The organism is Duganella sp. LjRoot269 (assembly GCF_964254095.1).
Lineage (GTDB): Bacteria > Pseudomonadota > Gammaproteobacteria > Burkholderiales > Burkholderiaceae_D > Rugamonas > Rugamonas hordei.
In genome coordinates this window covers 6,487,103-6,513,334 of sequence record NZ_CAXUSL020000001.1, presented here as the reverse complement: position 1 = coordinate 6,513,334, position 26,232 = coordinate 6,487,103, and the positions used below count along the sequence as shown (strand labels likewise).

Genomic DNA, 26,232 nt, shown 5'->3' with positions numbered 1-26,232 from the left:
GTTCGGGCGCAGGGTTCAAGGAATAGAAGGGACTGGCAAAATTCCAACGTCGGGAGTTGGCTCGAAAGAGTCGCCGCAGGACGTGCCAGTGAGTAGAGTTGACCGGCGCCGGACCTTGATCCAGTCAATTCTGCAACACAAGCTGTGGCTATGATCAAGGGCGAATGGAACCTATACCCAAGGCATCTTGGGGCAGGTGAGGCGACCAACCAACCAGGCGATACGTCGCTGGGTTGGGGGAGTTATGCACCTCACCTACCCCAAGGCATACATTCCACCAAACAGAATCAAACCCCTTCGGGGTTTTCTTCTTACCTTGAAAGACCCGCTCCAATGTCGAAGACCCACGCAACTCCGGAAGACATTGCCGAAGCCCTGGCATTGCGCGAGGCCGGTTTCACCGCCCTCGCAATCAGCCAGCGCCTCGGCATCAGCATCCGGACGCTACAGCGCAAATTCGCGGCCGCAGGCACGCGTAAGGGGGCAGCTAAGACCGAAGTCTTGCAGCGGGCCAAAGACGATCTGATGGCTCGCATCACCTGCGACCAGGTAATCAAGGAAGAGGCGGCCCGCCTCGTCGCCGACGATTTGGCCCATTCGCTCCATCTGCGGGAAGTCATCCTGGCTGCATCGGAACAGATGAAGGCAACCAATCTTGAAGAGGCGGCGCTAGTAATGCGTGCGGCGGCGGCATACTCGACCACGATCAAGAACACTTCGGACATCATCCGTCATAGCCTGCGCCTGAAAGACCTGGCTGACGACATGGATGAGCTGCCGGAGTTGGTAGTTACCGAACTTAGCCAGGATGAAATTGCTGAACTTCGTCGTCAGCCTGATGCGGATATGGCCTCTGTTGTAGACGCAACCGAACTCGTCGAGGATGACAATGGCATTGTCGAAGAGCTACCAGCATGACGTGATATTGGCGCACTCCTGGCATGGCAAAGTCCTAGAAAAAACGACAGCCCGCGAAGGCGGTGCTGCTGTCCACCCGGGTGTGATTTTGAAAATCGCGCTTGTCCTTACTAGAAATTCCCGGACCAGCGTTGGAGGCACATCTGCATAGATGCTGCCAGAAAATTAAATGTGCTTAGCTATAGGAGCCGGATTCCCAGGCTTTTAAGCGCTATAGTTTCCACCTTTTTCATCAGATAAATTGCCGCGTCATTTGCATCCGAAAACTCTTCAAAAATAACGGACGAAGTGCCTCCGTGAGCTATTGAGCAGCGCAGTTTATAAAAACGAATAATCCCTTTCTTGTAAGGGTCCTGCGCACCATACAAGGATTCACCTCTGGCACCCTCGTCCACCTGGGACATAAACTGATTTCCCAGTGCTAGAAGACTATCAACTTCAGCGCTAAAGGCAGCAAATTCGGCCCTTAGATTAACTGATTCGGTTAGCGTGACGAGTTGGTTTGGCTCGCTGGATAAGCTGTCTCCGGCTCGTTTGACGGCAGCTTTAGCATCGCGTTCGAATTCTCTTAGTAGAATCTGTTTGATGTTATTTAGATACGCATGTTCGACAATCCGATAGAACGATAGAAAGCGCCACTTCGGATTGACTTCCGTCATTGCATCCGACAACAGTCTCACCTTAGTTATGGACGTTGCGTCGTCAATGGTCGCGCTGAGGTCGGTGATCGTCGAGAGGACAGAACCGTTCATCCGCGTTTTTGGCAAGTCCGCATGTGTCAAAGCAAATAAGGCTGCCAATACTCGGCGCAATTGCACTTGATGGGGAATCGTTTTGGGGCATGCAACTAGCGCTACCCCAGCCATTGCTTGGCGCCAGGGGACCAGGGCTGCGTCTGCAATGAACAGATCACTATGCCAAGGTAGGTTATTGTCAACAAGCCCCCAAAACGCCAGGTTTTCCAGCGTCGTAGGGAGGGCGAGGGCAGGCTCAGATCCCACTAATCCAATCAGGGCGGGGTGTTCATGGCCGGGTAACGCCACACTGTAAAAGCGAGCGACGGGGGCCGTTTGCTGGGAAATCTCTAGGGTGTAGTCCAGGAAGTTGGCGAGCGACTGCCTCGCCGCAGCCCGGCTTTCCTCAGTTTGCAGCAAGCCATCCAGGCGCGGATCGTATTGATTGTCCAGTTGATCCAGCAAATTCAAAACTGTCGTGCCGGCACCCATTCCAAAGAATGCGCAAAGTTGTGGGCTGAGCTGCATGGGGTCAGTCTTTTGCTGCGCCAATAAGCCAGCATTCGTTCATATCGGTTTCAGCAGCACCACGAATGTATTCCTTGAAGGCGGTGAAGACCATTTCTCGTGTAGCTACGCCAACGTTTTTCGTTGACGAGTCAATACCTTGGCGCACTGCTTCGAAGGTGGGCAGTGCCAATGCGGTCGCGCCACGTAGGGTGGCATCAGCAAGCAAGGTGTTGAGTGCGGGCCATACTCGTTTTGCTAGAATGTTGCTGCGCTCAAGTGAACCAATTGCGGCAGCGATGCCGAGCATCACGGTTTCATTTCCGAGGAACTGAATATGATCAACGCCCAATGCTGTATCGAGTTGAACCAGCCATCCAACTAGCCGATAGAAGCCATCCTCCTCAACATTGCCGTTCCCATTTCCTTCTCCGACGCTATTTCCCAAGACCTCAATTGCGGACTCCGCCAGCAGCTCTTCCATTACCGTATTGCGCAGGTCGAGGTTAGGCTGTCCCTGCAGCCACGCTTGAAATGCTTGTGCCAGTTTTGCGAGTGGGAATTGTCCTGGCTGCGCCCGTCGCCGCCCATCAGAAACGCGAAATATATCCAGGTTGGGGATGGGCGCAAGGTCATCTATCAGCTTGGAACTCAATACTTCGACCTGATGTTTAACTGACATTGGACGCTGACCTGCATTCAGTAAAAGCATCCTATATGCGACCGCGCCGAAAGGAATATTCAGCCAGATTTCGACCCGAATCGGACGCTCTAGAAAATCATCTCGTTCTACCCCTTGAAGCTCGTTGGCTGTTTGGCGTATGGCGTTGGTTCGCTGAAGACCATCAATAATGTAGACCTCTGGGCTGGTCAATGCGGCCAGGGTAGGATTTAAAGGCTCTGGTTCCTGGCTCTGGTAGATGGCTTCTAGATCCTCTGCAATTTCTACGGTGGCTGCAAGAACGATGGGCGGTAGCACGCACCCACGCTTGAGGTCTTCCCGAAGAGTCACGTATGCCTTTGCTCCTTTGATTATCGCGCGTTGAATCACGAGATTTGCTTCCGCCCCGGTCGTAAGGTCGAGAAAGTCAGCGTAGCTACATTTTGCGGTGACGCAATAGGATTGTAGTCTGTCGTCGCGATCAATCGCGCAAGCGAAGATATTAGGCATTCGAAGTCCGTTGGGCAATTGTATTGGAGGAGTGTAAACACTTGCCTGGCGAATTGCCAATCTATATTGTTGCTTTACCCGCGCGGGTTTTACTGTTAAACGTCTAACGCCTTGTCGAGCAAAACTGTGAGAGCATCCAAGCCGTGTTCGATGCCGTCGGCTGCCAAGCGGCGGTGGTTTTGCTTCAACTTTTCATATCGCTCGGCGTCGGCGCCAGCATATCGGCGACCAGATAGGGCTTCTGATATTTCGCTGGGCACCCCTGCATCGCCCAGGACTCGCTTGAACGTGTGCCGCATCGAGTGAAAGTAAGCCAGGCGGTCAGGATCGAATCCAGCATGTTTTGCGATCACGTCTAATTCCCGTCCGCCCCATCTGCTGATGTAATGGCTCCATTTGGTGATCTGGCCGAGGTCGGATTTTACTTCGCGAGGCTTCCACTCCTTTTCAAAGGGGCGTTGAAATCCAGCCTGTTGCTGGCTTCGCAGAAAGTCAATGAAGCCATGGCGAACCAATGCGGCGTGGACCGGCACATGCCGCCAGCTCGACACCTTTTTCATCGACTTCCGAACGACGCCATCTGGATCAGCGCGGCCATCAAATATCAGATACCAGATGCCGGCTTCTTCATCGTTGACCAAGTCGGACCTCAAATGGATTTGGCAAAGCTCCTCAATGCGGCATCCCAGGAAGGCGGGCGCAATCGAAACCCAAAACTTATACGGATTATTCCGCCGATACTGCTTAGCGTTCTCGAAGACGAAGCCAAGCTGTTCCAGGCTGAAGGCGTCCCTATCGTCTGATTCAGGTGAGTCTCTTTTCGGCACTAGCGTTTTTGTCGTGAGCGCAGGCAGGCCCGCTGACCTGACGCGATACCAGTTCAGGAATGTTGCGACGGTGGTCATGTAGTGACCCTGTGACGTAGTGTTCGGCACGGTCGCTATCACGTGGTCGCAGTAGCCCACGAAATCCGCTTGGTCAATTCTCAGCACGTCTTTGGTATCGCCGAAAAACTTTTGAGCGTGGTCGAGTTTGCTGCGATAGGTCGCCTTCGTCTGGGCCTTGGTCTGCGACTTGCTGAAATATTCCGGTATGGCCTCGCTGAAGGGCTTTTGCGTGCCTGGGCGACTGCCCTTGCTGCTAGGCTCGCGCACGCCGTCCAGCGCGGCTCTGATCGCAGAATTGACTGCTTCTTGTTCTTCTGGCTCGGCCTTGACGTAAAGCGACGATGGCAAGCCAAGCTCGTTGAAGTCTAGCTTCATTTCGTAGTTGAAGGTGAAGCCGTCGGAATCGTTTGATTTTGTTGCCATTGCTATGCGCTGGAAAATTGAGTCGGTTTGAGCTGCAAGCGTCCGACCTCGAATGACCGCGAGGCGGCGGTCACTCGTCTCCAGTGACTGCACATATACTCGCCGTCCGATGACGTGTTGAGCAGCGTCGGGAACTCGCCGCCGAAAATAGTAGATGGTTCCGTGCCGCGATTTTATTAGGAATTTACCTGCCATGTGTAGCACCTTTGTGCAACACCATGCGGGTAGAGCGGACATGAAAAAGCCGCTGAACCTTTCGGGTCAACGGCTTATCGAATTCTTGGTGGTGATAGGTGGACTTGAACCACCGACCCCAGCATTATGAATGCTGTGCTCTAACCAACTGAGCTATATCACCTGCAACGCCCAGCATTATCGGGGTTGGAGCCATGGCTGTCAAGGATGGTTCCCCAAAATTTTCCAAAAAAATGCATCGCGGCGCGAAAAATTGGCAGATTGGTATTAACCCAGCCGGTCGCCGATCTGCGCCAGCATGGCGGCGGCCGGGTCGGGGGCGAGGCAATCGAGCACCACGCGCTGCGGCATGGAACGCAGCCACGTCAGCTGGCGCTTGGCCAGCTGGCGGGTGGCGATGATGCCGGTTTCGCGCATGGTCTGGTAGTTGATGGTCCCGTCCAGGTATTCCCACGCCTGGCGATAGCCGACGCAGCGCATAGCCGGCAGCCCCGGATGCAGGTCGCCACGGCGGCGCAGCGCTTCCACTTCGGTGATCAGGCTGCCCTCCGCCGATTCCTCCAGCATGATGTCGAAGCGGCGCGCGATGCGCTCGTGCAGCACGGCGCGGTCCGACGGCTCCAGCGCGAACGACAGCAGCTCGAACGGCAGCTCGGTCTTCTCGCGCAGGGCCAGCAGCTCGGACATCGGCTTGCCGCTCAGGGCGCAGATCTCCAGCGCGCGCTGGATGCGCTGGGCGTCCGCCGGCGCCAGGCGGGCGGCGGTTTCGGGATCGAGCAGGGCCAGCCTGGCATGCATCGCCGGCCAGCCGACGCGGGCCGCTTCCTCTTCCAGTTCGGCGCGCAGCGCGGGATCGGCGCCGGGCAGGTCGTCCAGGCCGTCGGCCAAGCCCTTGAAGTACAGCATGGTGCCGCCCACCAGCAGCGGCAGCTTGCCGCGCGCGGCGATCTCGCCGACCAGCCGCAGCGTATCGGTGCGGAACTGCGCCACCGAATAGGAATCCAGCGGGTCGATGATGTCGATCAGGTGGTGCGGCGCGGCGGCGCGTTCCTCGCGCGTGGGCTTGGCGGTGCCGATGTCCATGCCGCGATACACCAGCGCCGAATCGACGGAGATGATCTCGGACGGGATGCGCTGCGCGATGGCGAGCGCGGACGCCGTCTTGCCCGACGCCGTCGGTCCCATGATGGCGACCGCCAGCGGTTTTGATGCGGTGTCGCCCATGTTATTGGCCGCGCAGGAACAGCTTGTCGAGCGCGCCGATTTCCACCTGCACCCAGGTCGGGCGGCCGTGGTTGCACTGGTCGGCGCGTTCGGTGATTTCCATCTGGCGCAGCAGCGCGTTCATTTCCTGCGTCGACAGGATGCGGTTGGCGCGCACCGCCGTGTGGCAGGCGAGGGTGCCGAGCAGCTCGTTCTGGCGCTCGATCAGCACGCGCGAGCCGCCGAATTCGCGCACGTCGCGTAGCACGTCGCGCGCCAGCGTCTGGGCGTCGGCGTTTTTCAGCAGCACCGGCACGGAGCGCACCGCCAGCGTGGTCGGCGACAGCGTGGCGATGTCGAAGCCCAGCGCCTGCAGGGTTTCCTGATGTTCCGACGCGGTGCCCACTTCCACCGCGTCGGCATAGAAGGTGACGGGGATCAGCAGCGGCTGCACCTGCATCTCTTCGCCGGCCACGCGGCTGTCCAGCGCGGTTTTCAGTTGTTCGTAGAGGATGCGCTCGTGCGCCGCGTGCATGTCGACCAGCACCAGGCCCTTGGCGTTCTGGGCCAGGATGTAGATGCCGTGCAGCTGCGCCAGCGCGAAGCCGAGCGGGAACTCTTCCTGCGCCATCGCGGCCGGCGAGACGGTGAACGGGCTGGCCTGCGGCAGCGCCATGTCGGATTCGGCGCGGTAGCCGGTGACCGGACCGGAGCCGCCGAACAGGGCGCCGTATTTCTCGGTGCTCTGCGCGACGCCGCCTTCGTTGCCGCCGAAGCGCGGCGCGACGAAGCCGGCGGTGCCGCCGCCATCGCGCTGGCCGAACGGCGACGGCGAGAAGGTCGGCGAGTAGTCGGGCGCCAGCAGCGGCCCGAACGAAGTCTGTTCGCCGCGCCAGGTCGCGCTGCCGAGGCTTTCCGCCGCCGGCAGCGGCGACGGCACGCTGCCGTGCGATGTGGCCGAGGTCTGCGCCAGCGCGCGCTGCACCGCGTGGAACACGAACTGGTGCACCGCGCGGCTGTCGCGGAAGCGCACTTCGATCTTCGACGGGTGCACGTTGACGTCGACCAGCGCCGGATCGAGATCGAGCGCCAGCACATACGAAGGGAAGCGGTCGCCGTGCAGCACGTCCTGGTAGGCCGCCTTGACGGCGTGCACCAGCACCTTGTCGCGCACGAAGCGTCCGTTCACGTAGAAGAACTGGCCGTCCGCGCGCGCCTTGGAGGCGGTCGGCAGGCCGGTGTAGCCGTGCAGGCGCAGCGGGCCTGCGCTCTCGTCGATGGCCAGGCGCGCCTCGGCGAAGCCTTCGCCCAGGATGTGCGCGCTGCGCTTGGCCATTTCGCTGACGTTCCAGTGGTCGATGGTGCGGCCGTTGTGGCTCAGCGAGAACGACACGTCCGGCCGCGCCAGCGCGATGCGGCGCACGACTTCGGCGCAATGGCCAAACTCGGTCTGCTCGGACTTGAGGAACTTGCGGCGCGCCGGCGTGTTGAAGTACAGGTCCTGCACGTCGACCGTGGTGCCCTGGGCGCCGGACGACGGCGCCACCGTGCCGTTGTGCGAGCCGACGATTTCCCACGCGTGGGCCGCGTCGGCGGTGCGCGAGGTCAGCGTGACGGCGGCCACCGAGGCGATCGAGGCCAGCGCCTCGCCGCGGAAGCCCAGGGTGCCGACGTTTTCCAGGTCGTCCAGCGAGGCGATCTTCGAGGTGGCGTGGCGGGCCAGCGCGAGCGGCATCTGCTCGGGCGGGATGCCGCGTCCGTTGTCGGTGATGGCGATGCGTTTGACGCCGCCTTCCTCCAGCCGCACGGTGATCTGCGAGGCGCCCGCGTCGAGCGCGTTCTCCAGCAGCTCCTTGACCACGGCGGACGGCCGTTCGACCACCTCGCCGGCGGCGATCTGCGAAATCAGCTGGTCAGGCAGGGCCTGGATGGGGCGTGGGGTGCGGGGAGTGGTGTCGGGCGCGTTCATCACGAGATTATAACTGTTCGCCGCGCCCGATTCCCCGGGAAAGAATTACTCCTTCGGATGCTCGCGCACCGGGATCGGCGCGTTGCACAGCTCGACGTAGTTGGCCGCGTACTTGTTCCACGGGCCGCCGCGGTTGCGCTGCGCCTCGATCACGTCCTTGTAGATGGGCGCTTCGCTGCGCATCACCTCCAGGTGGCTGCGTTCGGCCTCCGGCACGTCGGCCTCCAGCCGCACCGTCTTGATCGGCAGGCGCGTGTCTTTGGCGCCATAGAAGCCCATCGCCTCGCCGCCGCGCGGCAGCGACGCCAGCAGCGGCATGCCCGCCACCACGCGGCCGACCACCGTGATGTTGCGGTCCAGGTGGCGCGGCGCGTGGCCGGTGATCGCATACAGCTCGGCGCCGTTGCCGCTGTCGGTGTCGTTGTCGCGGCCCACGCCGACCATGCCGTAGCAGTGCGTCAGCCAGGTGGTCTTGGCCTTGGGATCGCGGCCGACGGGGAAGCCGTTCGAGTGGCCGACCTGCGGCGCGTAGCCGTCGAAGTCCATCTGGCGCACGAAGTGCTTGTCATTGGGCATCGGCACGGTGAACTCGCCCACCACCTTGGCCTTGGCCGAGCCGAGCGGCTTGGGCGTGGTTTCGCTGTTCGGATCGCCCCACTGCGCCACGTAGTTGTCCTGCGAGCGCAGCATGGCCAGGCCGTCGAAATACTGTTCCTTGACCATGGTCTTGATGTTGGCGATGTTCTGCGGCGCGAACTCCGGCGCCAGTTCGATCACCACGCGGCCGGTGGGCAGCTCCATGTACAGGGTGTTGTTCGGGTCCAGCGGGCGCCAGTCCGACGGCCTGGATTTCTTGACGAGGTCGCCGACGCTGGGCTTGATGGGCAGGTCGGCGGCATGCGCCAGGGTGGCCAGGCTGATCGCCAGGGCGGAGAGGGGAAGGGCGCGGAACGGGTGGGTCAGGGACATCCATTATCTCCTTGGTTGGTCGAGCCCGCTTGCTGCGGACGCTGCGGGGATTGTAAACTGGATCAGATGGACGGAACACAGGGGCTTGAAACTTCCGCCTTGGCGCCACGGGTGGTGTATGATTCCGGCGCACACTTTATGGGAAGAATATGGATTTTATGCAATTTTTTGACATGATCCTTCATGTCGACAAAACACTGGAAGTTCTCATTCAGCAATACGGTACCCTGGTCTACGCCGTGCTGTTCGCGATTATTTTCTGCGAAACCGGTCTGGTGGTGCTGTTCTTCTTCCCGGGCGACACCCTGCTGTTCATTGCCGGCGCCCTGTGCGCGCTGGGCGAAATGAATCTGTTCCTGCTGATGTTGCTGCTGATTACGGCGGCGGTCACCGGCAACACCCTCAATTACTGGATAGGCGAGGCCATCGGGCAGCGCGTGTTCACCCACGATTACCGCTGGCTTAACAAGGATGCGCTGCGCCGCACCCACGATTTCTTTGAAAAACACGGCGGCAAGACCATCGTGCTGGCGCGTTTCGTGCCGGTGGTGCGCACCTTCGCCCCGTTCGTGGCCGGCGTGTCGGACATGACCCATACCCGCTTCCAGATGTACAACATCACCGGCGCCGTGCTGTGGGTGGCGCTGCTGACCACGGCCGGTTACTTCTTCGGCAACATCGCCATCGTGCGCGAGCACCTGACCGAGATCGTGCTGTTCGGCGTCGGCGTGGCCGTGGTGCCGATGGCGCTGGGCGGCATGTGGAAGCTGTCGCGCCGCATGCTGGGCCGCTGAGCCGCCGTTTCGCCGTTTTAAAAAACACGCCGCGCTCCCAGCGCGGTGTGACGTTTTATAAATAAATCTTTCCCGCCTCCGTCGCACCTCTCAAGTTTTGCCCAAATGCATCCGTAAACCAGTATGTAATTCTTTTACTTCTGGATCCCCATGCGTACTCTGCTCACCCTGATTGCCTGCTGCTGCGCCGTCGCGATGGCCACTGCTGCAAACGATCCGCTCATTTCGCCGTCGGCGAAAATAGCGGTGGGGGGAGGCACGGGCCCGATTTCGTCGATCCGTCCGAACAGTCCCGGTAGTAGCAGCGCCTCGGCGGCGTCGTCTGCCTCCGGCCCGACGCGCAAGCTGACCGAACGCGAACGCGAGGCCGAGGCGGAAGCCGACTTGTCGGCCAAGATCGCGGCCCGCCTGGCGATCATGCGCGCCAACCAGGCCGCGCGTGCGGCCGCCGCCGCCAAGGCCAAGAAGGCCGCCGCCGTTGCCGCCGCCGCGCCGCCGGCGCCCAAGGTGTACAGCAACCACTGGTCGTATGAAGGCGAAAACGGTCCCGCCAACTGGGGCAAGATCAATCCGGAATGGGCCAAGTGCGGCACCGGCAGCCGCCAGTCGCCGATCGACATCCGCGACGGTATGAAGGTGGAGCTGGAGCAGATCAATTTCGACTACCATCCGTCCTCGTTCAACGTGACCGACAACGGCCACACGGTGCAGGTGATGGTCAGCGGCGGGAATTTCATCACGGTCAACAACCGCATGTATGAGCTGGTGCAGTTCCACTTCCACCGGCCGTCGGAGGAGCGCGTCAACGGCAAGGGTTACGAGATGGTGATGCACCTGGTGCACAAGGATGGCGAAGGCCGCCTGGCCGTGGTGGCGCTGCTGCTGGAGCGCGGCCGTCCGCAGCCGGTGATCCAGCAGGTGTGGAACAACCTGCCGCTGGAAAAACTGGAGACGCTGGCGCCGTCGACCGTGCTCGATCCGATGGAGCTGATCCCGGCGCGCCGCGACTACTTTACCTTCATGGGTTCGCTGACCACGCCGCCTTGCTCGGAGGGCGTGCTGTGGCTGGTGATGAAGGAGCCGGTGCAGGCCTCGCCGGCGCAGCTGGCGCTGTTCAGCCGCCTGTATCCATTGAATGCGCGGCCGATCCAGCCCGGCGGCGGCCGCATTATTAAAGAGTCGAACTAAACGAGTTAATCTGCCGTGATGCGGTGGCTGCCGGTCCACACGGCGCCCGCATCCAGCGGCTGCTGGTCGATACGCGCCGGTTCTATGCAGACGAAGCGCAGGTACTCGTCATCGGCCAGGTCCACCAGCGCGGCCGCGTCGGCCTGTCCCGGATTCCACACCACCCAGTTGTCGTAACCCTGCTGTTCCAGGCGCAGCGTGGCGTTGGCCGTGTTCAGCGTCAGCGCCGGCGTCGATTGGTACAGGCGGTCGTGTTTCTCGGTGAAGTGCAGCGCGGGGTGCTCCTGCGTCAGCGTGTTCAGATGATGATCGGTGTAGCGCTGGTGCTGCAGGCCGCTGATGCTGGTGGCCGCCAGGTGGCCGACGTCGTAGTAGGTGTGCAGCGCGACGCCGAAGGGGAAGGTCTGTTCACCGCTGTTGCGCACCCTGAAGTCGAACTCCAGCGCGTCGCCGTGCAGCGTGAAGCGCAAGGACAGCTCGAAGGCGTGCGGCCAGGCTTGCGCGTGTTCCGGCGCCAGGTCGCTCCGGTTCAGGCTGAATTCGAGGAAGGACTTGCCGCCGTCGCCGCCGCTGTTGGTCAGGCGCCAGGTGCTGACGCGCGCGAAGCCGTGACGCAGGCCGGGGCCGCGCACATTAAACTGCGGGAAGATGACCGGCACGCCGCCGCGTATGGCCTTGCTGCCGTCCAGCGGGGTCTGCGAGCTGACGAACAGGCGCTCCTTGCCGTCGCCGGTCTTCCACGACAGCAGATGCGCGCCGAACAGCGACACCGTCGCTTCGGCACCGTCGGCGGCGGTGATCTGTACTGCGGGCAGGGCGCCATACTGGGTCATTGTTACTACGGCCATGTCTCTTCCAATGTCTGTTTTAACTAAGTCAGCCGGTTCTTGGCCAGCGGTGGATTCTTCGCGAAATAGCGGCGGATGCCTTTGACGATGGCGTCGGCCATCTGGTTCTGGTAGCCGTCGTCGAGCAGCTTGGCTTCTTCTTCCGGATTGGAGATGAAGGCGGTCTCGATCAGGATAGACGGAATGTCCGGCGCCTTCAGCACCGCGAAGCCGGCCTGCTCGACCGAACCTTTGTGCAGGCGGTTGATGCCGCCGATCTCGCCCAGCACCGATTTGCCCAGCTTGAGCGAATCGTTGATCTGCGCGGTGGTGGAAAGATCGAACAGCACGCTGGCCAGCTGCTTGTCGTGGTTCTTGACGTTGACGCCGCCGATGGTGTCGGCCAGGTTTTCCTTGTCGGCCAGCCAGCGCGCGGCGGTCGAACTGGCGCCTTTTTCCGACAGCACGAACACCGACGAGCCGCGCGCGGACGCCTGCACGAACGCGTCCGCGTGGATGGAGACGAACAGGTCGGCCTGCACCTTGCGGGCCTTCTCGACGCGCGTGCCGAGCGGAACGAAGTAGTCGCCGTCGCGGGTCAGCATCACGCGCATGTTGGGGAATTCCTCGATCTTGCCCTTCAGGCGCTTGGCGATGGCCAGCACGATGTCCTTCTCGCGGCTGCCGTTCTTGCCGGAGGCGCCGGGATCTTCGCCGCCGTGGCCGGGGTCCAGCACCACGGTCAGCATGCGTACCAGCTTGCCGGTTTTGTCGTTGGCCTTGCTCTGCGCTTCGGCCGTCTTCAATTCGTTTTTCAGTTCGGCGCGCGGATCGGCCTTGGTGTCCGGTTTCAGCGCTTCAAGCTGTTCCTTCGGCGGCTGCGGCGCGGCGGCGGCCACGTCGGCTTCGCCCGGCTTCAGCGGCGCCATCTCGGTTTTGGCCGTGCTGGCCTTGTCCTTGCCGTCGCTCGACCAGTCGCCTTTTTCAATCATCGCGGCAATCGGATCGACCGGCTGGACCGGGTACAGGTCGAAGATCAGGCGGTGCTTGTAATTGCCGGCGGGCGGCAGCGTGAACACCTGCGGCGTGATTTCTTCCTTCAGGTCGAACACCAGGCGCACCACGTTCGGCCGGTTCTGGCCCACGCGCACCTGCTTGATGTACGGGTCGTTGGACTGGATCTTGGCGACCAGGCTTTTCAGCGTCGGGTTCAGTTCCAGCCCTTCGATGTCGACCACCATGCGTTCCGGGTCCTTGACGATGAAGTGGGTGGCCTTGAGCGCGGCGTCGTTTTCCAGCGTGACGCGGGTGTAGTCTTCCGCCGGCCATACCCGCACCGCCAGGATTTGCGCCGCCATGGCGCGCATCGGCGCCACCACGGACAGCAGCAGCGTGGCGCCGGCCTTGAGGACGGTGCGGCGCGAGACTGGTTTGCCGCTCACATGTTGGGAGCGAATTTGAGGCGTTGAAGGCATGAGTTACCCAGGGCGGTGGATGCCTGCAATTCTACATCACGGCCGTTGCCGGACACAGTCAAAAACAGGTTGATGTCGGCCGGCGGCAGCACGCGGTCGGCCTTTTCGGGCCATTCGACGATGCAGATGTTGTCGCCGTTGAAGTCTTCGCGGAAGCCGGCGTCGAGGAATTCCTCCGGGCTGCCCATGCGGTACAGGTCGAAATGGATGACGTTGACGGCGCGGCCATCCAGCTGGATGGCGTACGGTTCGGACAGGGTGTAGGTCGGGCTCTTGACCGTGCCGGCATGGCCGGCGGCGTGCAGCAGGGCGCGGGTGAGGGCGGTTTTGCCGGCCCCGAGGTCGCCGTGCAGGTAGATCGCCAGGCCGGGCGCCAGCGCGCGCGCCAGCGCCGCGCCCAGGGCGGCGGTGCCGGCTTCGTCGTGGAGATGGGCTGTAAAGTGCTGCATCAATTAGAATGTCATGTTGGTTGGATCGCCAGCCATTGTAACCGCCACCGCACTCCCTACACCGCTGATGTCCCTGTCCGTATCCAATTTAGCCGAACTTGCCTCCAGCATCAAGCGCTGGGGTGTGGAGCTGGGCTTTGCCGAAATCCGCATCACCGACATCGACCTCAGTCATGCCGAGGCCGGCCTGCAGGCGTGGCTGGACGCCGGCATGCACGGTGAAATGGACTACATGGCCGCCCACGGCATGAAACGCGCCCGTCCGGCAGAGCTGGTGCCGGGCACGGTGCGGGTGATCAGCGCCCGCATGAACTACCTGCCGAGGGATACGGAAACGGGTGGGGCACATGACTGGCGCGAGCGCGAGGAGCGGCGGCTGGCCGACCCCGGCGCCGCCGTCATCTCGGTCTATGCCCGGGGCAGGGATTACCACAAGGTGCTGCGCGCCCGCTTGCAGCAGCTGGCCGACAAGGTCAAGGCGGAGATCGGCGATTTCGGCTACCGCGTGTTCACCGATTCGGCGCCGGTGATGGAACTGCCGCTGGCGGAAAAGGCCGGCTTGGGCTGGCGCGGCAAGCACACCTTGCTGCTGTCGCGCACCGCCGGCTCGATGTTCTTCATGGGCGAATTCCTGGTCGACCTGCCGCTGCCGGTGGACCAGCCGACCGGCGCCCACTGCGGCCAGTGCAGCGCCTGCATCGATGTCTGCCCGACCCAGGCCATCCTCGGGCCTGGGCGGCTCGATGCGCGGCGCTGCATCTCCTACCTGACCATCGAATTGAAAAGCGCGATACCGCTGGAGATGCGGCCCTTGATCGGCAACCGCATCTACGGCTGCGACGATTGCCAGACCGCCTGCCCGTGGAACAAGTTCGCCCAGCGCGCCGTGCTGCCGGATTTCGACGAGCGCCATGGGCTGGGCAGCGCCTCGATGGTGGAGCTGTTCGCGTGGAGCGAGGAAGAATTCAACCGCAAGATGGAAGGCAGTCCGATACGCCGCATCGGCCACGAACGCTGGCTGCGCAATATCGCCGTCGGCCTGGGCAACGCGGCGGCGGCAGGCGCCAGGGGCGACGCGGCCATCGTCGCGGCGCTGCAGGCGCGGCGCGACGACCCGTCGGAACTGGTGCGCGAGCATGTCGAATGGGCGCTGGCCTGCCACGCTTGAACTGCGCTACACTCGTGCGGTTCTTTTAAAAAGGCCCACGTCCCATGCAAACTTCAACCAGATTCATTGCGCTGCTTGCCGGTGCTTCCTTTACCCTCGCCGCACATGCCGTGAGCTTCGACGACTGGGCCGACAAAGTCGCCAACGCCAAGGTGCGCAACGATCCGGAGCAGGCCACGCAGAAGCAGTACTTCAGCGGCAGTGAGCAGGACCAGCTGGACCGCAAGCTGACGCCGAACTCGGTGGTGTTCCGCGCCGGCGAAGTGGCCAACGCCAAGGCGGCGCTGGCGCAGCTGAAGAAGATCGACCAGAAAAACCTGACGCCGCAGCAGCGCGCCAGCGCCGCCAGCATCGCCTGGAGCCTGCAGGGCGCGGTCGACGCCTATCCATACGCCGACTACAACTTCGTGTTCAACCAGTTCGGCGGCCTGCATGTGCAGATCGTGAACTTCCTGACGCAGGCGCACCCGATCCGCAATCAGCGCGATATCGAAAACTACCTGGAGCGCCTGAAGGCCGTCTCCGGCAAGATGGACACCGGCATCCTGCAATCGCGCGGCGCCGCCGGACGCGGCATCCTGATGCCGACCTTTTTGACGCAGGCCTCCATCGGGCAGCTGGATCGCTTCCTGGATGGTGCGCCGGAGAACAACGTGTTCGTCGCCACGCTGGTGCAGCGCATGGGCGGCTTGAAGGACGTGACGCCGGAGCAGCAGGCCAAGTTCGCCGCCGAGGCGACCGGTATCGTCAAGGACTCGATCATCCCGGTGTTCCAGCGTACCCGCACGCTGCTGCAGGAGCAGCTGCCGCGCACCACCAACGACGCCGGCCTGTGGCGCCTGCCGAAAGGCGACAAGGCCTACGCCGTGCTGCTGAAGCAGATGACCTCCACCACCTACACGCCGCAGCAGATCCACAATATCGGCCTGCAGGAAGTGGCGCGCATCGAAAAGGAGATGGATGGTTTGCTGGTGTCGCTGGGGTACAAGGACGGCACCATCAAGCAGCGCATGGAGAAGCTGGAAGTCGATTCGCAGCCGAAGGAAGCCGATCCGCGTCCGGCGCTGCTGAACCGCTATGACGAGATCCTGCGCGATGCCGAGGCGCGTTCGAAAGAACTGTTCGACGTCACGCCGAAAGCACCGGTGGTGGTCAAGCGCGAGCCGCCGTTCACCGAGAAGACCGCCGCTGCTCACTACACCGGGCCGGCCAAGGACGGCACGCGCCCCGGCATCTTCTGGGCGCCGATGCCGGGACCTGAGTTCCGCATCGTCGGCATGCGTACGCTGGTGTATCACGAGGGCGTGCCAGGCCATCACTTCCAGGTCGCGCTGCAGCAGGAGAATGAAGGACTGCCGCGTTATCGCCGCGACCGCGTGTTCTCGGTCGGCTCGGCGTATGGCGAAGGCTGGGCCTTGTATGCGGAGCAGCTGGCGTCCGAGAATAACTGGTACGGCAGCGATGTCGTCGGCCATCTTGGCCAGTTGGACGCGGAACTGTTCCGCGCGCGCCGCCTGGTGGTCGACACCGGCCTGCACGCGATGAAGTGGACGCGCCAGCAGGGTATCGACTACGGCATCCCGCCGGCGGAGGTGGACCGCTACGTCGCCATGCCGGGCCAGGCATGCGCCTACAAGATCGGCATGATGCGCATCCTCGACCTGCGCGCCAAGGCGCAGAAGGCGCTGGGCGACAAGTTCAACATCAAGGGCTTCCACAACGTGGTGCTGGAGACCGGCAACGTGCCGCTGCCGGTGCTGGAGCAGATGGTGGATGAGTGGATCTCCAAACAGAAGGCGGGCTAGTCACAGATGCGTCATAAAATACGCGAAGAATTGTCCGCCATCGTTCCCCTGGACGACCTGGAACGATGCCAGATTGCCGATGCACTTGAGTGGATTGATTCAGGCGCAGAGTTGTACCGGCTGGTTAAACCGGCCACGCCACCCAAACACCTCGTGTCTTACTTCGTGGTGGTGGATGGCGGACACGTGCTGTTGGTCGACCATCGGAATGCGCAACTCTGGCTGCCTCCCGGCGGACATGTCGACATTGGCGAGCATCCGCGCGATACCGTGACGCGCGAACTTGCGGAGGAACTAGGCATGGCGGCCTCGCATCCCATATGCGCCCCGCTGATGCTGACCGTCACTACAACGGTGGGGCTCACCGCGGGCCACACCGATGTCTCGCTCTGGTATGTGGTCAATGCGGACCGGACGAAGCGGATTCAGTATGACGAAGAAGAATTTCAATCCATACGGTGGTTTCCGTTTGATGAAGTACCCTTCGAACGAAGCGACCCGCATATGCGGCGCTTTCTGTCCAAATTGGCGGGTTAATACCGACGCGAGAGCTTGACGCATTGAGTCGATATATATATAGACATCGGGGGCCAGACATCGGGGTCGCCATACCTGCTATGCTATTTAGCCCACTGTAAGTCAAAAACATAGTGTTGAGATTATCCGATAAGACCACAGTACCTTGGATGAACGCCGCTTTTGGAGAGCGCGGTATACGGCGGTTCCCAGTTGGCCAGACTAATCCTAGAATCGTCGAGTACAACTACCATACCAACCTGCGGGGTTACGACGACAAGATTTCATGGTGTTCATCCTTTATGAATTGGTGTCTCGCCCAAGTCGGTATTGCAGGCACCGGTTCAGCACTGGCTCGCTCTTGGTTGGAATGGGGTATTCCGTTGGAAAGCCCCGTGCCTGGGTGTATCGCCGTATTGACGAGGGATGATCCCAATAGCTGGAAGGGCCACGTAGGGTTTTTCCTCCGGATAGAGGGGGACTCTGTTGTTTTATTTGGAGGAAATCAGCTCGAAGAAGTCCGGGAACACTACTACCCTGTCAAGAGTGTATTGAGCTATCGGTGGCCTGGTCCTAAAGCCGAAGCCGGCGCAGGGCTTGGAAGCTCGACTGTGGGTTACTAGTTGATGTTGACTGCAGTGCCTGGCTCAGGTACTGGAGCTTCACCCCTTGGATTTCCTGAACGGCTTCGGGTGTGGCTGTTCGCCTGGGAATGTGATGTTGGCTCTCGACCAATATGCTTTCACTTCAGCCTCGTTGTTCGGATCGTCGACATATTCTGGAGCGGCCGCGATGGTCGCTTCCAGATGTTCCTTGGTCAACATCGATTTCCTTGCATGGGATTTGCGTTCTTCTTTTTGGAAAGCGTGCTCGCCAGGCAAAATCATTTTTGCGTTTGACCAGTATGCTTCAAAGGCAACTGGGTCGTCAGTGTCGTATGGGCAATCGGGATCATCCACGTGCTCAGGTGCCGCAGCGACGATCGCCTCGATTTCCTCACGGCTAAAAGGGGGAATTTTGGAAGTAGGTTCGCGTTTCACGTCTATCACCATATCGACAAGAAATTAGTCTCGTAAGCTCACCCTGACAGGTCCAGATTAAGACTACGACTCTGCCTTTAAACAAGCAGAAGCTACGAAGACGCTTTTCGGAATGCGCTGCCGACTTGTCTTCGTTGGTGTACATCGGCAAATCAAATACCGACTCCAACTCGGCAAAGTCGATGCCATGCCTCTTCAGGTTATCCTTGCGCTTGTTTTCGTCCCAGGTAAGCATGGGACGATCTTGTCACTTCATAGTAGGCGTTCGCTTGAGGGGAATCAAGCGGCGTGAGGTGTGGGTTATTTGAGCAGCCCCGCCAGCTCGACAGCGGTCTTGACCTGCATCTTGTCGAAGATGTGGGCGCGGTGGACTTCCACCGTGCGCATGCTGATACCCAGCTGGTCGGCCACCACCTTGTTCATCTTGCCGGCCAGGATCAGGTCCAGCACCTCGCGTTCGCGCGCCGACAGCGTGGCCAGGCGCGCGTGCACCGCCGCCATCGCTCCGGCCTTGCGCGAGTTGGCCAGGCCTTCCTGCACGCGGTCCATCAATTGGTTGTCGTTGAACGGCTTTTCGAAGAAGTCGAAGGCGCCGCGCTTCAAGGCATCGACCGCCATCGGCACGTCGCCGTGGCCGGTCAGGAAGATCACCGGCATGCGCTGCGTCAGGCCGCGCGCGGACAGTTGGTCGAACGCGGCCACGCCATTCATGTCCGGCATGCGCACATCGAGCAGCACGCAGTCGCCGTCGGCGTCGAACTGGCCGCCCTCGGTCTGGGCGAGGAACTGCGGCGCCGAGTCGTAGGCGCGCGAGGGTATGCCGCGCGAAGTGGCAAGCCAGGTCAGGGAGTCGCGCACGACCGCTTCATCATCGACGATATGCAGCATTGTTTTATGTCTCCTGTTCCGTTGCCGCCAGCACCGCCGGCAGCACGAACGTAAATATGGTTCCGCCTTGCGGATTGGCGCTGTGGGTCAGCGCGCCGCCGTGGAATTCTATCGCGGTGCGGCAGATATTGAGCCCCATGCCCATGCCTTCCGCCTTGGTCGAGAAGAACGGCGAGAACAGACGCTCCGCCACTTCCTTCGGTATGCCGTGTCCCTGGTCGATCACCGCCACGCTGACCTGCGCCGTGGCCGCATCATACGCCGCCACCACGTTGAGGATGCGCCGCTGCGGCGGAATGTGCGCCATCGCCTCGATGGCGTTGCGGGTCAGGTTCAGCAGCACCTGTTCGATCATCACGCGGTCGGCGCGCACCGGCGGCAAGTCGGCCGGGATGTTGGTCTGGAACGAGACGTACGCTTGCCGCGCCTGCAGCTCGATCAGCGCGCGGATGCCATCCAGCAGCGAGGCGATGGCGATCTCCTGCCGCAGCGGCTCGCGCTTCTTGACGAATTCGTGCACGCTACGGATGATCTGGCCGGCCCGCTGCGCCTGCGCGCTGGCCTGCTCCAGCGCCGGCTTGAGGATATCGCAATCGACCGGCGTGCCGTCGCTGCCGGCGCGGCCCAGCACATTGAGCGCGCCGGTGGTGTAGCTGGAAATGGCGGCCAGCGGCTGGTTCAGTTCATGCGCCAGCATCGAGGCGAGTTCGCCCATCGTCGCCAGGCGCGCGGACGCCTGCAGCTTCTCGTGCTGCTGACGGTTCAGTTCTTCGATGCGCTTGCGGTCGGAGATGTCGAGGATGGAGCCCATCCAGCCGGTCTGCTTGCCGTCCTTGTCGACCAGCGGCGCTTCGAAAATCAGCACCGGCACCCGTTCGCCGTCGGGACGCTGGAAGATGGTTTCGAATTGCGGCGTCACCTTGCCGGCGAGGACGGAGGCGAAGCGGGTCTGGTATTCGGCCATCGCTTCCGGCGCCCAGTAGGGCATGGGCGGCAGCTTGCCGACGATCTCCTCGGCCGGATAGCCGACGATCTGGCAGAACGCCGGGTTGACGTAGGTGATGCGGCCTTCGAGATCGCGCGCGCGCAGGCCGGTCACCAGCGAGTTCTCCATCGCGGTGCGGAACGACATCTGCTGGCGCAGCGCACCCTCGGCCGCCAGCCGCCGCGAGATGTGGCCCCACAGAGCCAGCAGGCTCCATAACAATCCCAGCGACAGCACGATCACCGAGCCGACCAGTAAATTAGGCAGCAGCTGCGGTTCGCTCTTGACGCTGTCCGTCACCAGCGTGATCGAGGCGCCCGGCAGGTCTAGCGCGCGCTTGTGGGTGTAGACGCCGTGGCCGGGACCGGCCGCCGCGCGCCGCGCCAGCACCTTGTCGTCGCGGTCGATCAGCGAGACCTGGTTGTCCTGGGCGAACCACCACGGCACCATCTCCTCCAGCATGGTGGCGGTCTGGTAGGTGGCGACCAGGTCGCCCAGGTATTCGTCGCCGCGGTACAGCGGCACGTGGTAGTCCATCAGCACGGCAGCCGGCGCCGCGGCCTGGTCGGGCGTCTGCGCTTCCGGCTGGGTGTAGCTGGCGTGCCGGGTCTTGCGGGCCAGCTCCATGGTGGCGCGCGAGGCGGCCGTCAGTTCCACCGACGCCGCCTGCGGGTCGCTGCTGGCGGCCAGCTTGCCGTCCGGGTGCAGCCACACCACGCGCAGCAGCTCGTGGCCGTTCTTCAGCAGCCGCGCCAGACGCTCGTGCAGCTGGGCCGTCGTCAGGTGGCCGCCGCTGATCTCGGCGGCCAGGCCGCGCAGGCTTTCCTCGTCGCGCCCCAGCTGGAAGCGGATGGTTTGCTCGACCCACAGCGTGTCGGCGATCAACTGTTCCTGGCGCTCGTTGCTTTCCATCTGGCGCGCCTGCCACGGCAGCCAGATCAAAATCGCCAGGAAAAACAACACCAGCATGATGGGCAGCAGCCAGCGCAGCGCCGTGCTGGAGGACGGTCTGCGCGCGGCGGATGGCGTGGCTGGCGGGTTGCTCATGGGGCGTCAGGGTATCGCGATCGGCACCGGGAGCGGGCATTGTGGTTTTCCACAGTTGCCAGCGGGCCGATGTTTCGTGAGAATCTTCCAGAATAAAACAATAGTGTAACTATAAACCCCTCTGGAGACTCCATGAAACTGAAATCCGTCCTGCTCGTGCTGAGCGCCGCCCTGAGCTTCAACGTTTACGCCCAAGCGCCCATCGTCATCAAGTTCAGCCACGTGGTCGCCACCGACACGCCGAAGGGCCAGGCCGCCGAGCGTTTCAAGCAGCTTGCAGAAAAAGCCACCAACGGCCGCGTCAAGGTGGAGGTGTACCCGAACAGCCAGCTGTACAAGGACAAGGAAGAACTCGAAGCGCTGCAGCTGGGCGCCGTGCAGATGCTGGCGCCGTCGCTGGCCAAGTTCGGCCCGCTGGGCGTGAAGGAATTCGAAGCCTTCGACCTGCCATACATCTTCCCGTCGAAGACCGCGCTGTACAACGTGACCGAAGGCGAGATCGGCAAGGGCCTGATGAAGAAGCTGGAACCGAAGGGCATCACCGGCCTGGCGTTCTGGGATAACGGCTTCAAGGTCATGTCGGCCAACCGTCCGCTGCACTCAGTGGCAGACTTCAAGGGCCTGAAGATGCGCATCCAGTCGTCCAAGGTGCTGGACGCGCAGATGCGCGCGCTGGGCGCCAACCCGCAGGTGCTGGCCTTCTCCGAGGTGTATCAGGCGCTGCAGACCGGCGTGGTCGACGGCACCGAGAACCCGCCGTCGAATATGTACACGCAGAAGATGCACGAAGTGCAGAAGCACGTGACGGTATCGAACCACGGCTACCTGGGCTATGCGGTCATCGTCAACAAGAAGTTCTGGGACGGCCTGCCGCCGGACATCCGCACCGCGCTGGACAAGGCGATGAAGGAGGCCACGACGTTTGAAAAAGCCATCGCCCAGCGCGATAACGACCTGGCGCTGGAAGCGATCAAGAAGACCGGCAAGACCGAGGTCTATACGCCTAGCGTGAAAGAACAGGCCGAGTGGCGAAAGGCGCTGCTGCCGGTGCAGAAGGATATGGAAGGCCGTATCGGCAAGGACCTGATCTCCGCGATCAACAAGGAAGCGGCGAAGTAATCACGCGTCGGCTCCATTCCGGATTCCCTGCCGTTCAGGCGGGGAATCCGTTGAACTTCCTCAGGCTGCGATCCACCAGGAACTCGGGCATGAAGCGGCGCAGCCAACTCACCTGGCTGGCCTGCTTGCCGGCGGCATAGCGCAGTCTCGGCGTGCGCGCGGCCGCCGCCTTCACCACCGCCGCGGCGACCACTTCGGGCGCGTCTCCCGCCTCTATCCAGCTGCGCATCAATTCCTCCATCCGCTTGCGCTCCGCATCGTAGAGCGGCAGCTGACGGTCCGGCCGCGTCAGGTTTTCCTCGAATGCCGTGCGGGTCACGCCCGGTTCGACCAGCACGACGCGGATGCCGGCCGCGCGCAATTCGTGGTCCAGCGATTCCGAATAGCCTTCCACCGCGTGCTTGGTCGAGGCGTACAGCGCGTTGTAGGGGGAGGGGATCAGTCCCAAGATGGAACTCATGTTGACGATGCGGCCTTTGCGCTGGCGGCGCATCGCTGGCAGCACGGCGTTGGTGACGCGCAGCAGGCCGAAGACGTTCACGTCGAACAAAGCCTGGGCCTGCGCGGCGGAGGACTCTTCCGCGCCGCCCAGCAGGCCTATGCCGGCGTTGTTGACCAGCAGGTCGATGCGGCCCGCTTGCGCCAGCACCTGGGCGACCGCGTTCCGCACCGAGGCGTCATCGGTCACGTCGCAGACCAGCATGGTGATGCCGTCGCCCGCTTGCGCCGCCTTGCGGCTGGTGCCGAAGACGCGGTAGCCGGCCGCCTGCAACGCCTGCGCCGTGACCCGGCCGATGCCGGAGGAGGCGCCCGTCACCAGGGCGACGCCCATATCGTTCTTGCTCATAGTTGGTTCTCCACGTGTGGTTGATTGTGCGACAACGTAATCGGTGTTAGTATCGATTGAGTAGTGACTGTATCACTCATTTGAAAATAAATCACTATCGAAACGATATGAACAACGAAAATCCTTGTCCGATCGCGCGCAGCGTGGCTTTCCTGGGCGATGCGTGGAGCATGCTGATCCTGCGCGACGCCCATGCCGGCCTGACGCGCTTCGACCAGTTCCGCAAAAGCCTGGGCATCGCGCCGACCATCCTGACGCGGCGGCTGGCGACCCTGACGGAGGAAGGCATGCTGGAGAAACGGCAGTATTCGGAACGCCCGCCGCGCGAGGAATACGTGCTGACGGCGGCCGGGCAGGATTTCCTGCCGGTGCTGTTCGTGATGGGGGAGTGGGGGCGCCGGCATCGCGGCGGCGGCAAGCTGATACGCTTCTTCGACGAGGAAGCCGGCACGGAGATCAGGGCGGTGGCGATCGACGAGGCGACCGGCGCGAAGATAGGCACTCGCCCGATCCGCATCGTGCCGCCGGACGGCGAATAAAAAAGAGCAGGCCGCGATGGCCTGCCCTTCCGTGCTACTTGCGGCGCGTGACGTTGCTACATCAGTCCCATCGCCTTCGGCAGCCACAACGACAGCCCGGGCCAGTAGGTCACGATCACCAGGAACACCAGCATCGTCAGCAGCCACGGCATCACCGCCACGGTCAGCTCGGAGATGCTCATCTTCGAGATGCCGCTGGCCACGTACAGGTTCAGGCCGACCGGAGGGTGGCACAGGCCCACTTCCATGTTGGCGTCGATCATGATGCCGAAGTGGACGGCGTCGATGCCCAGGCGGATCGCGGCGGGGTGCAGGATAGGCGCCATCACCAGGATGATCGACGACGGTTCCATCACGTTACCGGCCAGCAGCAGCAGGATGTTGGTGAAGAACAGGAAGCCGGCCTGGCCCAGGTCCTTGGCCAGGATCCAGTCCGCCATCGCCTGCGGGATGTTCTCGTGCGCCATCAGGAAGGAGAACAGCACGGCGTTGGTGATGATGTACAGCAGCATCGCGCTCAGGCTGGCCGATTTCTTCAGCACTTCCGGCGTCTTCTTCAGCGGCATGTCCTTGTAGACGAACACCGAGATGATGAAGGCGTACACCGCGCTCATCGCCGCCGCCTCGGTCGGCGTGAAGATGCCCTTGGTGATGCCGCCGATGATGATCACCACCAGCATCAGGCCCCACACGCTGTCCTTGAACGCCTTGACGCGCTCGCCCCAGGTGGCCTTGCGCATGCGCGGGTAGCCGTTCTTCTTGGCCAGCACCCAGGTGGTGGTGCACAGCATCACCGTCAGCAGGATGCCGGGGAACAGGCCGGCCAGGAACAGCGCGCCGATCGACGTGTTGGTCGAGATCGCGTAGATCACTTTCGGGATCGACGGCAGCATCAGGATGCCGAGCGAGCCTGCGGTGATGATGACGCCGGCGCCGAATTTCTTCGGATAACCCTGCTTGACCATGGCCGGCAGGATGATGGAGCCGATCGCCACCACGGTGGCCACGGACGAGCCGCACACCAGCGCGAACATGGCGCAGGCGATGATGCCGGCCAGCGCCAGGCCGCCGTGCCAGTGGCCGATCAGGCTGGTGGCGAACTTGATCATGCGCTTGGCCACGCCGCCGTGGGTCAGGAAGTTACCCGCAAGGATGAACAGCGGGATGGCCATGATCTCGAACTTCTCGATGCCGCTGAACAGCTTCAGCGCCACCGCCTCGACCGGCACATGGGTCAGCAGGTACATGAACATCAGCACCGTCAGGCCGAGCGCGATGGAGACGGGAATCCCGGTCAGCATCAGCGCCAGCAGCAGCGCGAACACGATGCCGACCTTGCCGCCGATGACGCACACGGCCAGCAGGATGGCGGCGATGCCGATCAGCCAGGTGGCGGCGCGTTTCTTGGACATGACATTGCCTGGTTCGATAGCCGATGTGCTCATTTGGCACCTCCGTGGGCTGGGGTTGGGGCGACCGAGGCAAACATGTCGTCGTCTTCCGCATCGTCGAGTCCTTCGACGTGCGATTCGTCATGGTGTGGCATTTCGCCGGTGCGCCAGTAGATCAGCGAGACCTGGATGAAGCGGAAGCACATCAGGTAGGACCCCATCGGCACCACCGAGTAGATGAACCAGGTCGGCCATTCCAGGTCGGGCGTGGTCGGCCCTTCGGTCAGGTCGGTCATGTCCATGCCCAGCTTGTTGAAGATGGCGTAGTGCATGCCGTTTTCCCAGACGAAGGTCAGGCCCAGGGTGCCGATGATGCCGGTAAACAGCATGCCGCACATCAGCGCGACATAGGTGGCGCGGCGGCGCCAGGCGGTCGGCAGCCGGCTCACCAGCACGTCGACGCCGACGTGCACGCCCATGCGCACGCCGTAGGCGGCGCCGAACTTGGCCATCCACACGAACATGATGATGGCCAGTTCCTGCGCCCACTCGAAGTGCAGCGACAGCAGGTAGTCCTGCACGCCGGGGATGGGCAGGCCGGTGCCGTAGCGGTGCGCCACCGACAGGAAGATGATCAGGGTCGCCCCTGCCATCAGCAGGGTGATGATCCACTCCTCCAGATGATCCAGTATTTTTGTAAACATAGGTTGTCTCATGGGTTTTATTGATGCCAGGAAATCTGACATTTGCCCATAAATTATATTTTTGCCGGCATCGTGGCAATGAGGGGTACTACTAGGTGTTTTGCCAAGAGTGTTGCCAACAGCGAGGCTAATACCACAACTTTCTTGATACGCGTCAAATTTGTTTGATGTTTAAAACATGCGCGGCTCGGTACGGAAAAAAATGCGGAAAAAGCCAAAAAGATACGTTATGATTGCGTCGCTCTCAGGGATCCATGCATATCGATATGCAGCCCGGTAGCAAGAGCAAAGAATTGTAGGTGGGGAGTGTGTAGAGAAACGGTAATGAATACCGGCGAGATCGAGGAGACACACGTTTTACAGAATGTCGTTGCTATAGCCCTTGCAAGCCGCCACAAGCGCGCTACGAGGACAGGCAAACGACCGGGAACGTGAAGCAGGATTTGAAAACGCACCGCGAGGTGCGTTTTTTTT

At 61.9% G+C, this 26,232-nt stretch carries 25 protein-coding genes and 1 tRNA gene; 9 read left to right on the top strand and 17 right to left on the bottom strand.

The window, feature by feature from the left end:
• The first annotated feature begins 333 nt into the window (after positions 1 to 333).
• On the top strand, positions 334 to 918 hold the full coding sequence (locus ACSQ3S_RS29145) for a hypothetical protein (RefSeq protein ID WP_436144564.1): 585 nt from the start codon (positions 334 to 336) through the stop codon (positions 916 to 918).
• 179 nt (positions 919 to 1,097) lie between these two features.
• Here ACSQ3S_RS29145 and ACSQ3S_RS29140 read toward each other — a convergent pair whose 3' ends face one another.
• From ACSQ3S_RS29140 to ACSQ3S_RS29110, 7 genes are all read right to left on the bottom strand, one after another.
• The gene (locus ACSQ3S_RS29140; protein ID WP_436144563.1) at positions 1,098 to 2,180 is read right to left on the bottom strand and encodes a hypothetical protein; all 1,083 of its coding nucleotides are present in this window, start codon (positions 2,178 to 2,180) and stop codon (positions 1,098 to 1,100) included.
• A 4-nt stretch (positions 2,181 to 2,184) separates the two neighbouring features.
• Positions 2,185 to 3,330, bottom strand: coding sequence for a hypothetical protein (locus tag ACSQ3S_RS29135; RefSeq protein WP_436144562.1), 1,146 nt, complete (start codon positions 3,328 to 3,330; stop codon positions 2,185 to 2,187).
• 95 nt (positions 3,331 to 3,425) lie between these two features.
• On the bottom strand, positions 3,426 to 4,835 hold the full coding sequence (locus tag ACSQ3S_RS29130; RefSeq protein WP_436144561.1) for a DUF6538 domain-containing protein: 1,410 nt from the start codon (positions 4,833 to 4,835) through the stop codon (positions 3,426 to 3,428).
• An 86-nt stretch (positions 4,836 to 4,921) separates the two neighbouring features.
• Positions 4,922 to 4,998 (bottom strand) — tRNA-Met (locus ACSQ3S_RS29125).
• Between the two features lie 104 nt (positions 4,999 to 5,102).
• Positions 5,103 to 6,059, bottom strand: a complete 957-nt coding sequence (miaA, locus tag ACSQ3S_RS29120; RefSeq protein WP_436144560.1) for a tRNA (adenosine(37)-N6)-dimethylallyltransferase MiaA — start codon at positions 6,057 to 6,059, stop codon at positions 5,103 to 5,105.
• A 1-nt stretch (position 6,060) separates the two neighbouring features.
• Complete coding sequence (mutL, locus tag ACSQ3S_RS29115; protein ID WP_436144559.1) at positions 6,061 to 8,007, bottom strand: DNA mismatch repair endonuclease MutL; 1,947 nt, start codon at positions 8,005 to 8,007, stop codon at positions 6,061 to 6,063.
• A gap of 45 nt (positions 8,008 to 8,052) precedes the next feature.
• A complete protein-coding gene (locus tag ACSQ3S_RS29110) occupies positions 8,053 to 8,976 on the bottom strand; it encodes a peptidylprolyl isomerase (protein ID WP_436144558.1) in 924 nt (307 codons plus the stop codon).
• A 149-nt stretch (positions 8,977 to 9,125) separates the two neighbouring features.
• Between ACSQ3S_RS29110 and ACSQ3S_RS29105 the strand changes: the two genes are divergently transcribed.
• Complete coding sequence (locus ACSQ3S_RS29105) at positions 9,126 to 9,770, top strand: VTT domain-containing protein (RefSeq protein ID WP_116991549.1); 645 nt, start codon at positions 9,126 to 9,128, stop codon at positions 9,768 to 9,770.
• A 150-nt stretch (positions 9,771 to 9,920) separates the two neighbouring features.
• Positions 9,921 to 10,958 carry a carbonic anhydrase gene (locus ACSQ3S_RS29100; RefSeq protein WP_436144557.1) on the top strand — a complete coding sequence of 346 codons (1,038 nt, stop codon included), beginning with the start codon at positions 9,921 to 9,923 and terminating at the stop codon, positions 10,956 to 10,958.
• A gap of 5 nt (positions 10,959 to 10,963) precedes the next feature.
• Here the strand turns inward: ACSQ3S_RS29100 and ACSQ3S_RS29095 are convergent, their stop codons facing one another.
• From ACSQ3S_RS29095 to tsaE, 3 genes are read right to left on the bottom strand one after another with little or no spacing between them, the layout of a single operon-like run.
• Positions 10,964 to 11,806 (bottom strand): D-hexose-6-phosphate mutarotase, encoded by an 843-nt coding sequence (locus ACSQ3S_RS29095; RefSeq protein ID WP_436144556.1) that lies wholly within the window; start codon positions 11,804 to 11,806, stop codon positions 10,964 to 10,966.
• Positions 11,807 to 11,829: 23 nt separating this feature from the next.
• On the bottom strand, positions 11,830 to 13,260 hold the full coding sequence (locus ACSQ3S_RS29090; RefSeq protein ID WP_176652553.1) for an N-acetylmuramoyl-L-alanine amidase: 1,431 nt from the start codon (positions 13,258 to 13,260) through the stop codon (positions 11,830 to 11,832).
• Positions 13,224 to 13,709 carry a tRNA (adenosine(37)-N6)-threonylcarbamoyltransferase complex ATPase subunit type 1 TsaE gene (gene tsaE, locus ACSQ3S_RS29085; RefSeq protein WP_353400815.1) on the bottom strand — a complete coding sequence of 162 codons (486 nt, stop codon included), beginning with the start codon at positions 13,707 to 13,709 and terminating at the stop codon, positions 13,224 to 13,226. The genes ACSQ3S_RS29090 and tsaE overlap by 37 nt, the downstream gene beginning before the upstream one ends.
• 67 nt (positions 13,710 to 13,776) lie before the next feature.
• Between tsaE and queG the strand changes: the two genes are divergently transcribed.
• The 4 genes from queG to ACSQ3S_RS29065 all read left to right on the top strand — a co-directional run bounded on the left by queG (position 13,777) and on the right by ACSQ3S_RS29065 (position 17,821).
• On the top strand, positions 13,777 to 14,877 hold the full coding sequence (queG, locus tag ACSQ3S_RS29080) for a tRNA epoxyqueuosine(34) reductase QueG (protein WP_436144555.1): 1,101 nt from the start codon (positions 13,777 to 13,779) through the stop codon (positions 14,875 to 14,877).
• A 110-nt stretch (positions 14,878 to 14,987) separates the two neighbouring features.
• Complete coding sequence (locus tag ACSQ3S_RS29075; protein WP_413447796.1) at positions 14,988 to 16,682, top strand: DUF885 domain-containing protein; 1,695 nt, start codon at positions 14,988 to 14,990, stop codon at positions 16,680 to 16,682.
• A 6-nt stretch (positions 16,683 to 16,688) separates the two neighbouring features.
• Positions 16,689 to 17,219 carry an NUDIX hydrolase gene (locus ACSQ3S_RS29070; protein ID WP_436144554.1) on the top strand — a complete coding sequence of 177 codons (531 nt, stop codon included), beginning with the start codon at positions 16,689 to 16,691 and terminating at the stop codon, positions 17,217 to 17,219.
• Between the two features lie 149 nt (positions 17,220 to 17,368).
• Positions 17,369 to 17,821, top strand: a complete 453-nt coding sequence (locus ACSQ3S_RS29065; RefSeq protein WP_436144553.1) for a TIGR02594 family protein — start codon at positions 17,369 to 17,371, stop codon at positions 17,819 to 17,821.
• A 39-nt stretch (positions 17,822 to 17,860) separates the two neighbouring features.
• Here the strand turns inward: ACSQ3S_RS29065 and ACSQ3S_RS29060 are convergent, their stop codons facing one another.
• The 4 genes from ACSQ3S_RS29060 to ACSQ3S_RS29045 all read right to left on the bottom strand — a co-directional run bounded on the left by ACSQ3S_RS29060 (position 17,861) and on the right by ACSQ3S_RS29045 (position 21,158).
• Positions 17,861 to 18,238, bottom strand: coding sequence for a hypothetical protein (locus tag ACSQ3S_RS29060; RefSeq protein WP_436144552.1), 378 nt, complete (start codon positions 18,236 to 18,238; stop codon positions 17,861 to 17,863).
• Positions 18,201 to 18,473: a BrnT family toxin gene (locus tag ACSQ3S_RS29055; RefSeq protein WP_176652560.1), complete on the bottom strand. Its 273-nt coding sequence runs from the start codon at positions 18,471 to 18,473 to the stop codon at positions 18,201 to 18,203. Before ACSQ3S_RS29055 ends, ACSQ3S_RS29060 begins: the two co-directional genes overlap by 38 nt.
• Positions 18,474 to 18,538: 65 nt before the next feature.
• The gene (locus ACSQ3S_RS29050) at positions 18,539 to 19,126 is read right to left on the bottom strand and encodes a response regulator transcription factor (RefSeq protein WP_176652561.1); all 588 of its coding nucleotides are present in this window, start codon (positions 19,124 to 19,126) and stop codon (positions 18,539 to 18,541) included.
• Positions 19,127 to 19,130: 4 nt separating this feature from the next.
• On the bottom strand, positions 19,131 to 21,158 hold the full coding sequence (locus ACSQ3S_RS29045) for a two-component system sensor histidine kinase NtrB (protein WP_176652562.1): 2,028 nt from the start codon (positions 21,156 to 21,158) through the stop codon (positions 19,131 to 19,133).
• Between the two features lie 132 nt (positions 21,159 to 21,290).
• Between ACSQ3S_RS29045 and ACSQ3S_RS29040 the strand changes: the two genes are divergently transcribed.
• Positions 21,291 to 22,277 carry a TRAP transporter substrate-binding protein gene (locus ACSQ3S_RS29040; RefSeq protein ID WP_176652563.1) on the top strand — a complete coding sequence of 329 codons (987 nt, stop codon included), beginning with the start codon at positions 21,291 to 21,293 and terminating at the stop codon, positions 22,275 to 22,277.
• A gap of 34 nt (positions 22,278 to 22,311) precedes the next feature.
• On the opposite strand, the gene ACSQ3S_RS29035 is transcribed toward ACSQ3S_RS29040, so the two are convergent.
• Positions 22,312 to 23,124 carry an oxidoreductase gene (locus ACSQ3S_RS29035; protein ID WP_176652564.1) on the bottom strand — a complete coding sequence of 271 codons (813 nt, stop codon included), beginning with the start codon at positions 23,122 to 23,124 and terminating at the stop codon, positions 22,312 to 22,314.
• Between the two features lie 107 nt (positions 23,125 to 23,231).
• On the opposite strand from ACSQ3S_RS29035, the gene ACSQ3S_RS29030 reads away from it, so the two are divergent.
• Positions 23,232 to 23,663 carry a winged helix-turn-helix transcriptional regulator gene (locus tag ACSQ3S_RS29030; protein WP_353400801.1) on the top strand — a complete coding sequence of 144 codons (432 nt, stop codon included), beginning with the start codon at positions 23,232 to 23,234 and terminating at the stop codon, positions 23,661 to 23,663.
• Positions 23,664 to 23,719: 56 nt separating this feature from the next.
• Here ACSQ3S_RS29030 and ACSQ3S_RS29025 read toward each other — a convergent pair whose 3' ends face one another.
• Together ACSQ3S_RS29025 and ACSQ3S_RS29020 are read right to left on the bottom strand one after the other, a co-directional pair.
• Complete coding sequence (locus ACSQ3S_RS29025; protein ID WP_436144551.1) at positions 23,720 to 25,108, bottom strand: TRAP transporter large permease; 1,389 nt, start codon at positions 25,106 to 25,108, stop codon at positions 23,720 to 23,722.
• The gene (locus tag ACSQ3S_RS29020; protein ID WP_176652567.1) at positions 25,105 to 25,758 is read right to left on the bottom strand and encodes a TRAP transporter small permease; all 654 of its coding nucleotides are present in this window, start codon (positions 25,756 to 25,758) and stop codon (positions 25,105 to 25,107) included. The genes ACSQ3S_RS29025 and ACSQ3S_RS29020 overlap by 4 nt, the downstream gene beginning before the upstream one ends.
• Positions 25,759 to 26,232: the final 474 nt, after the last annotated feature.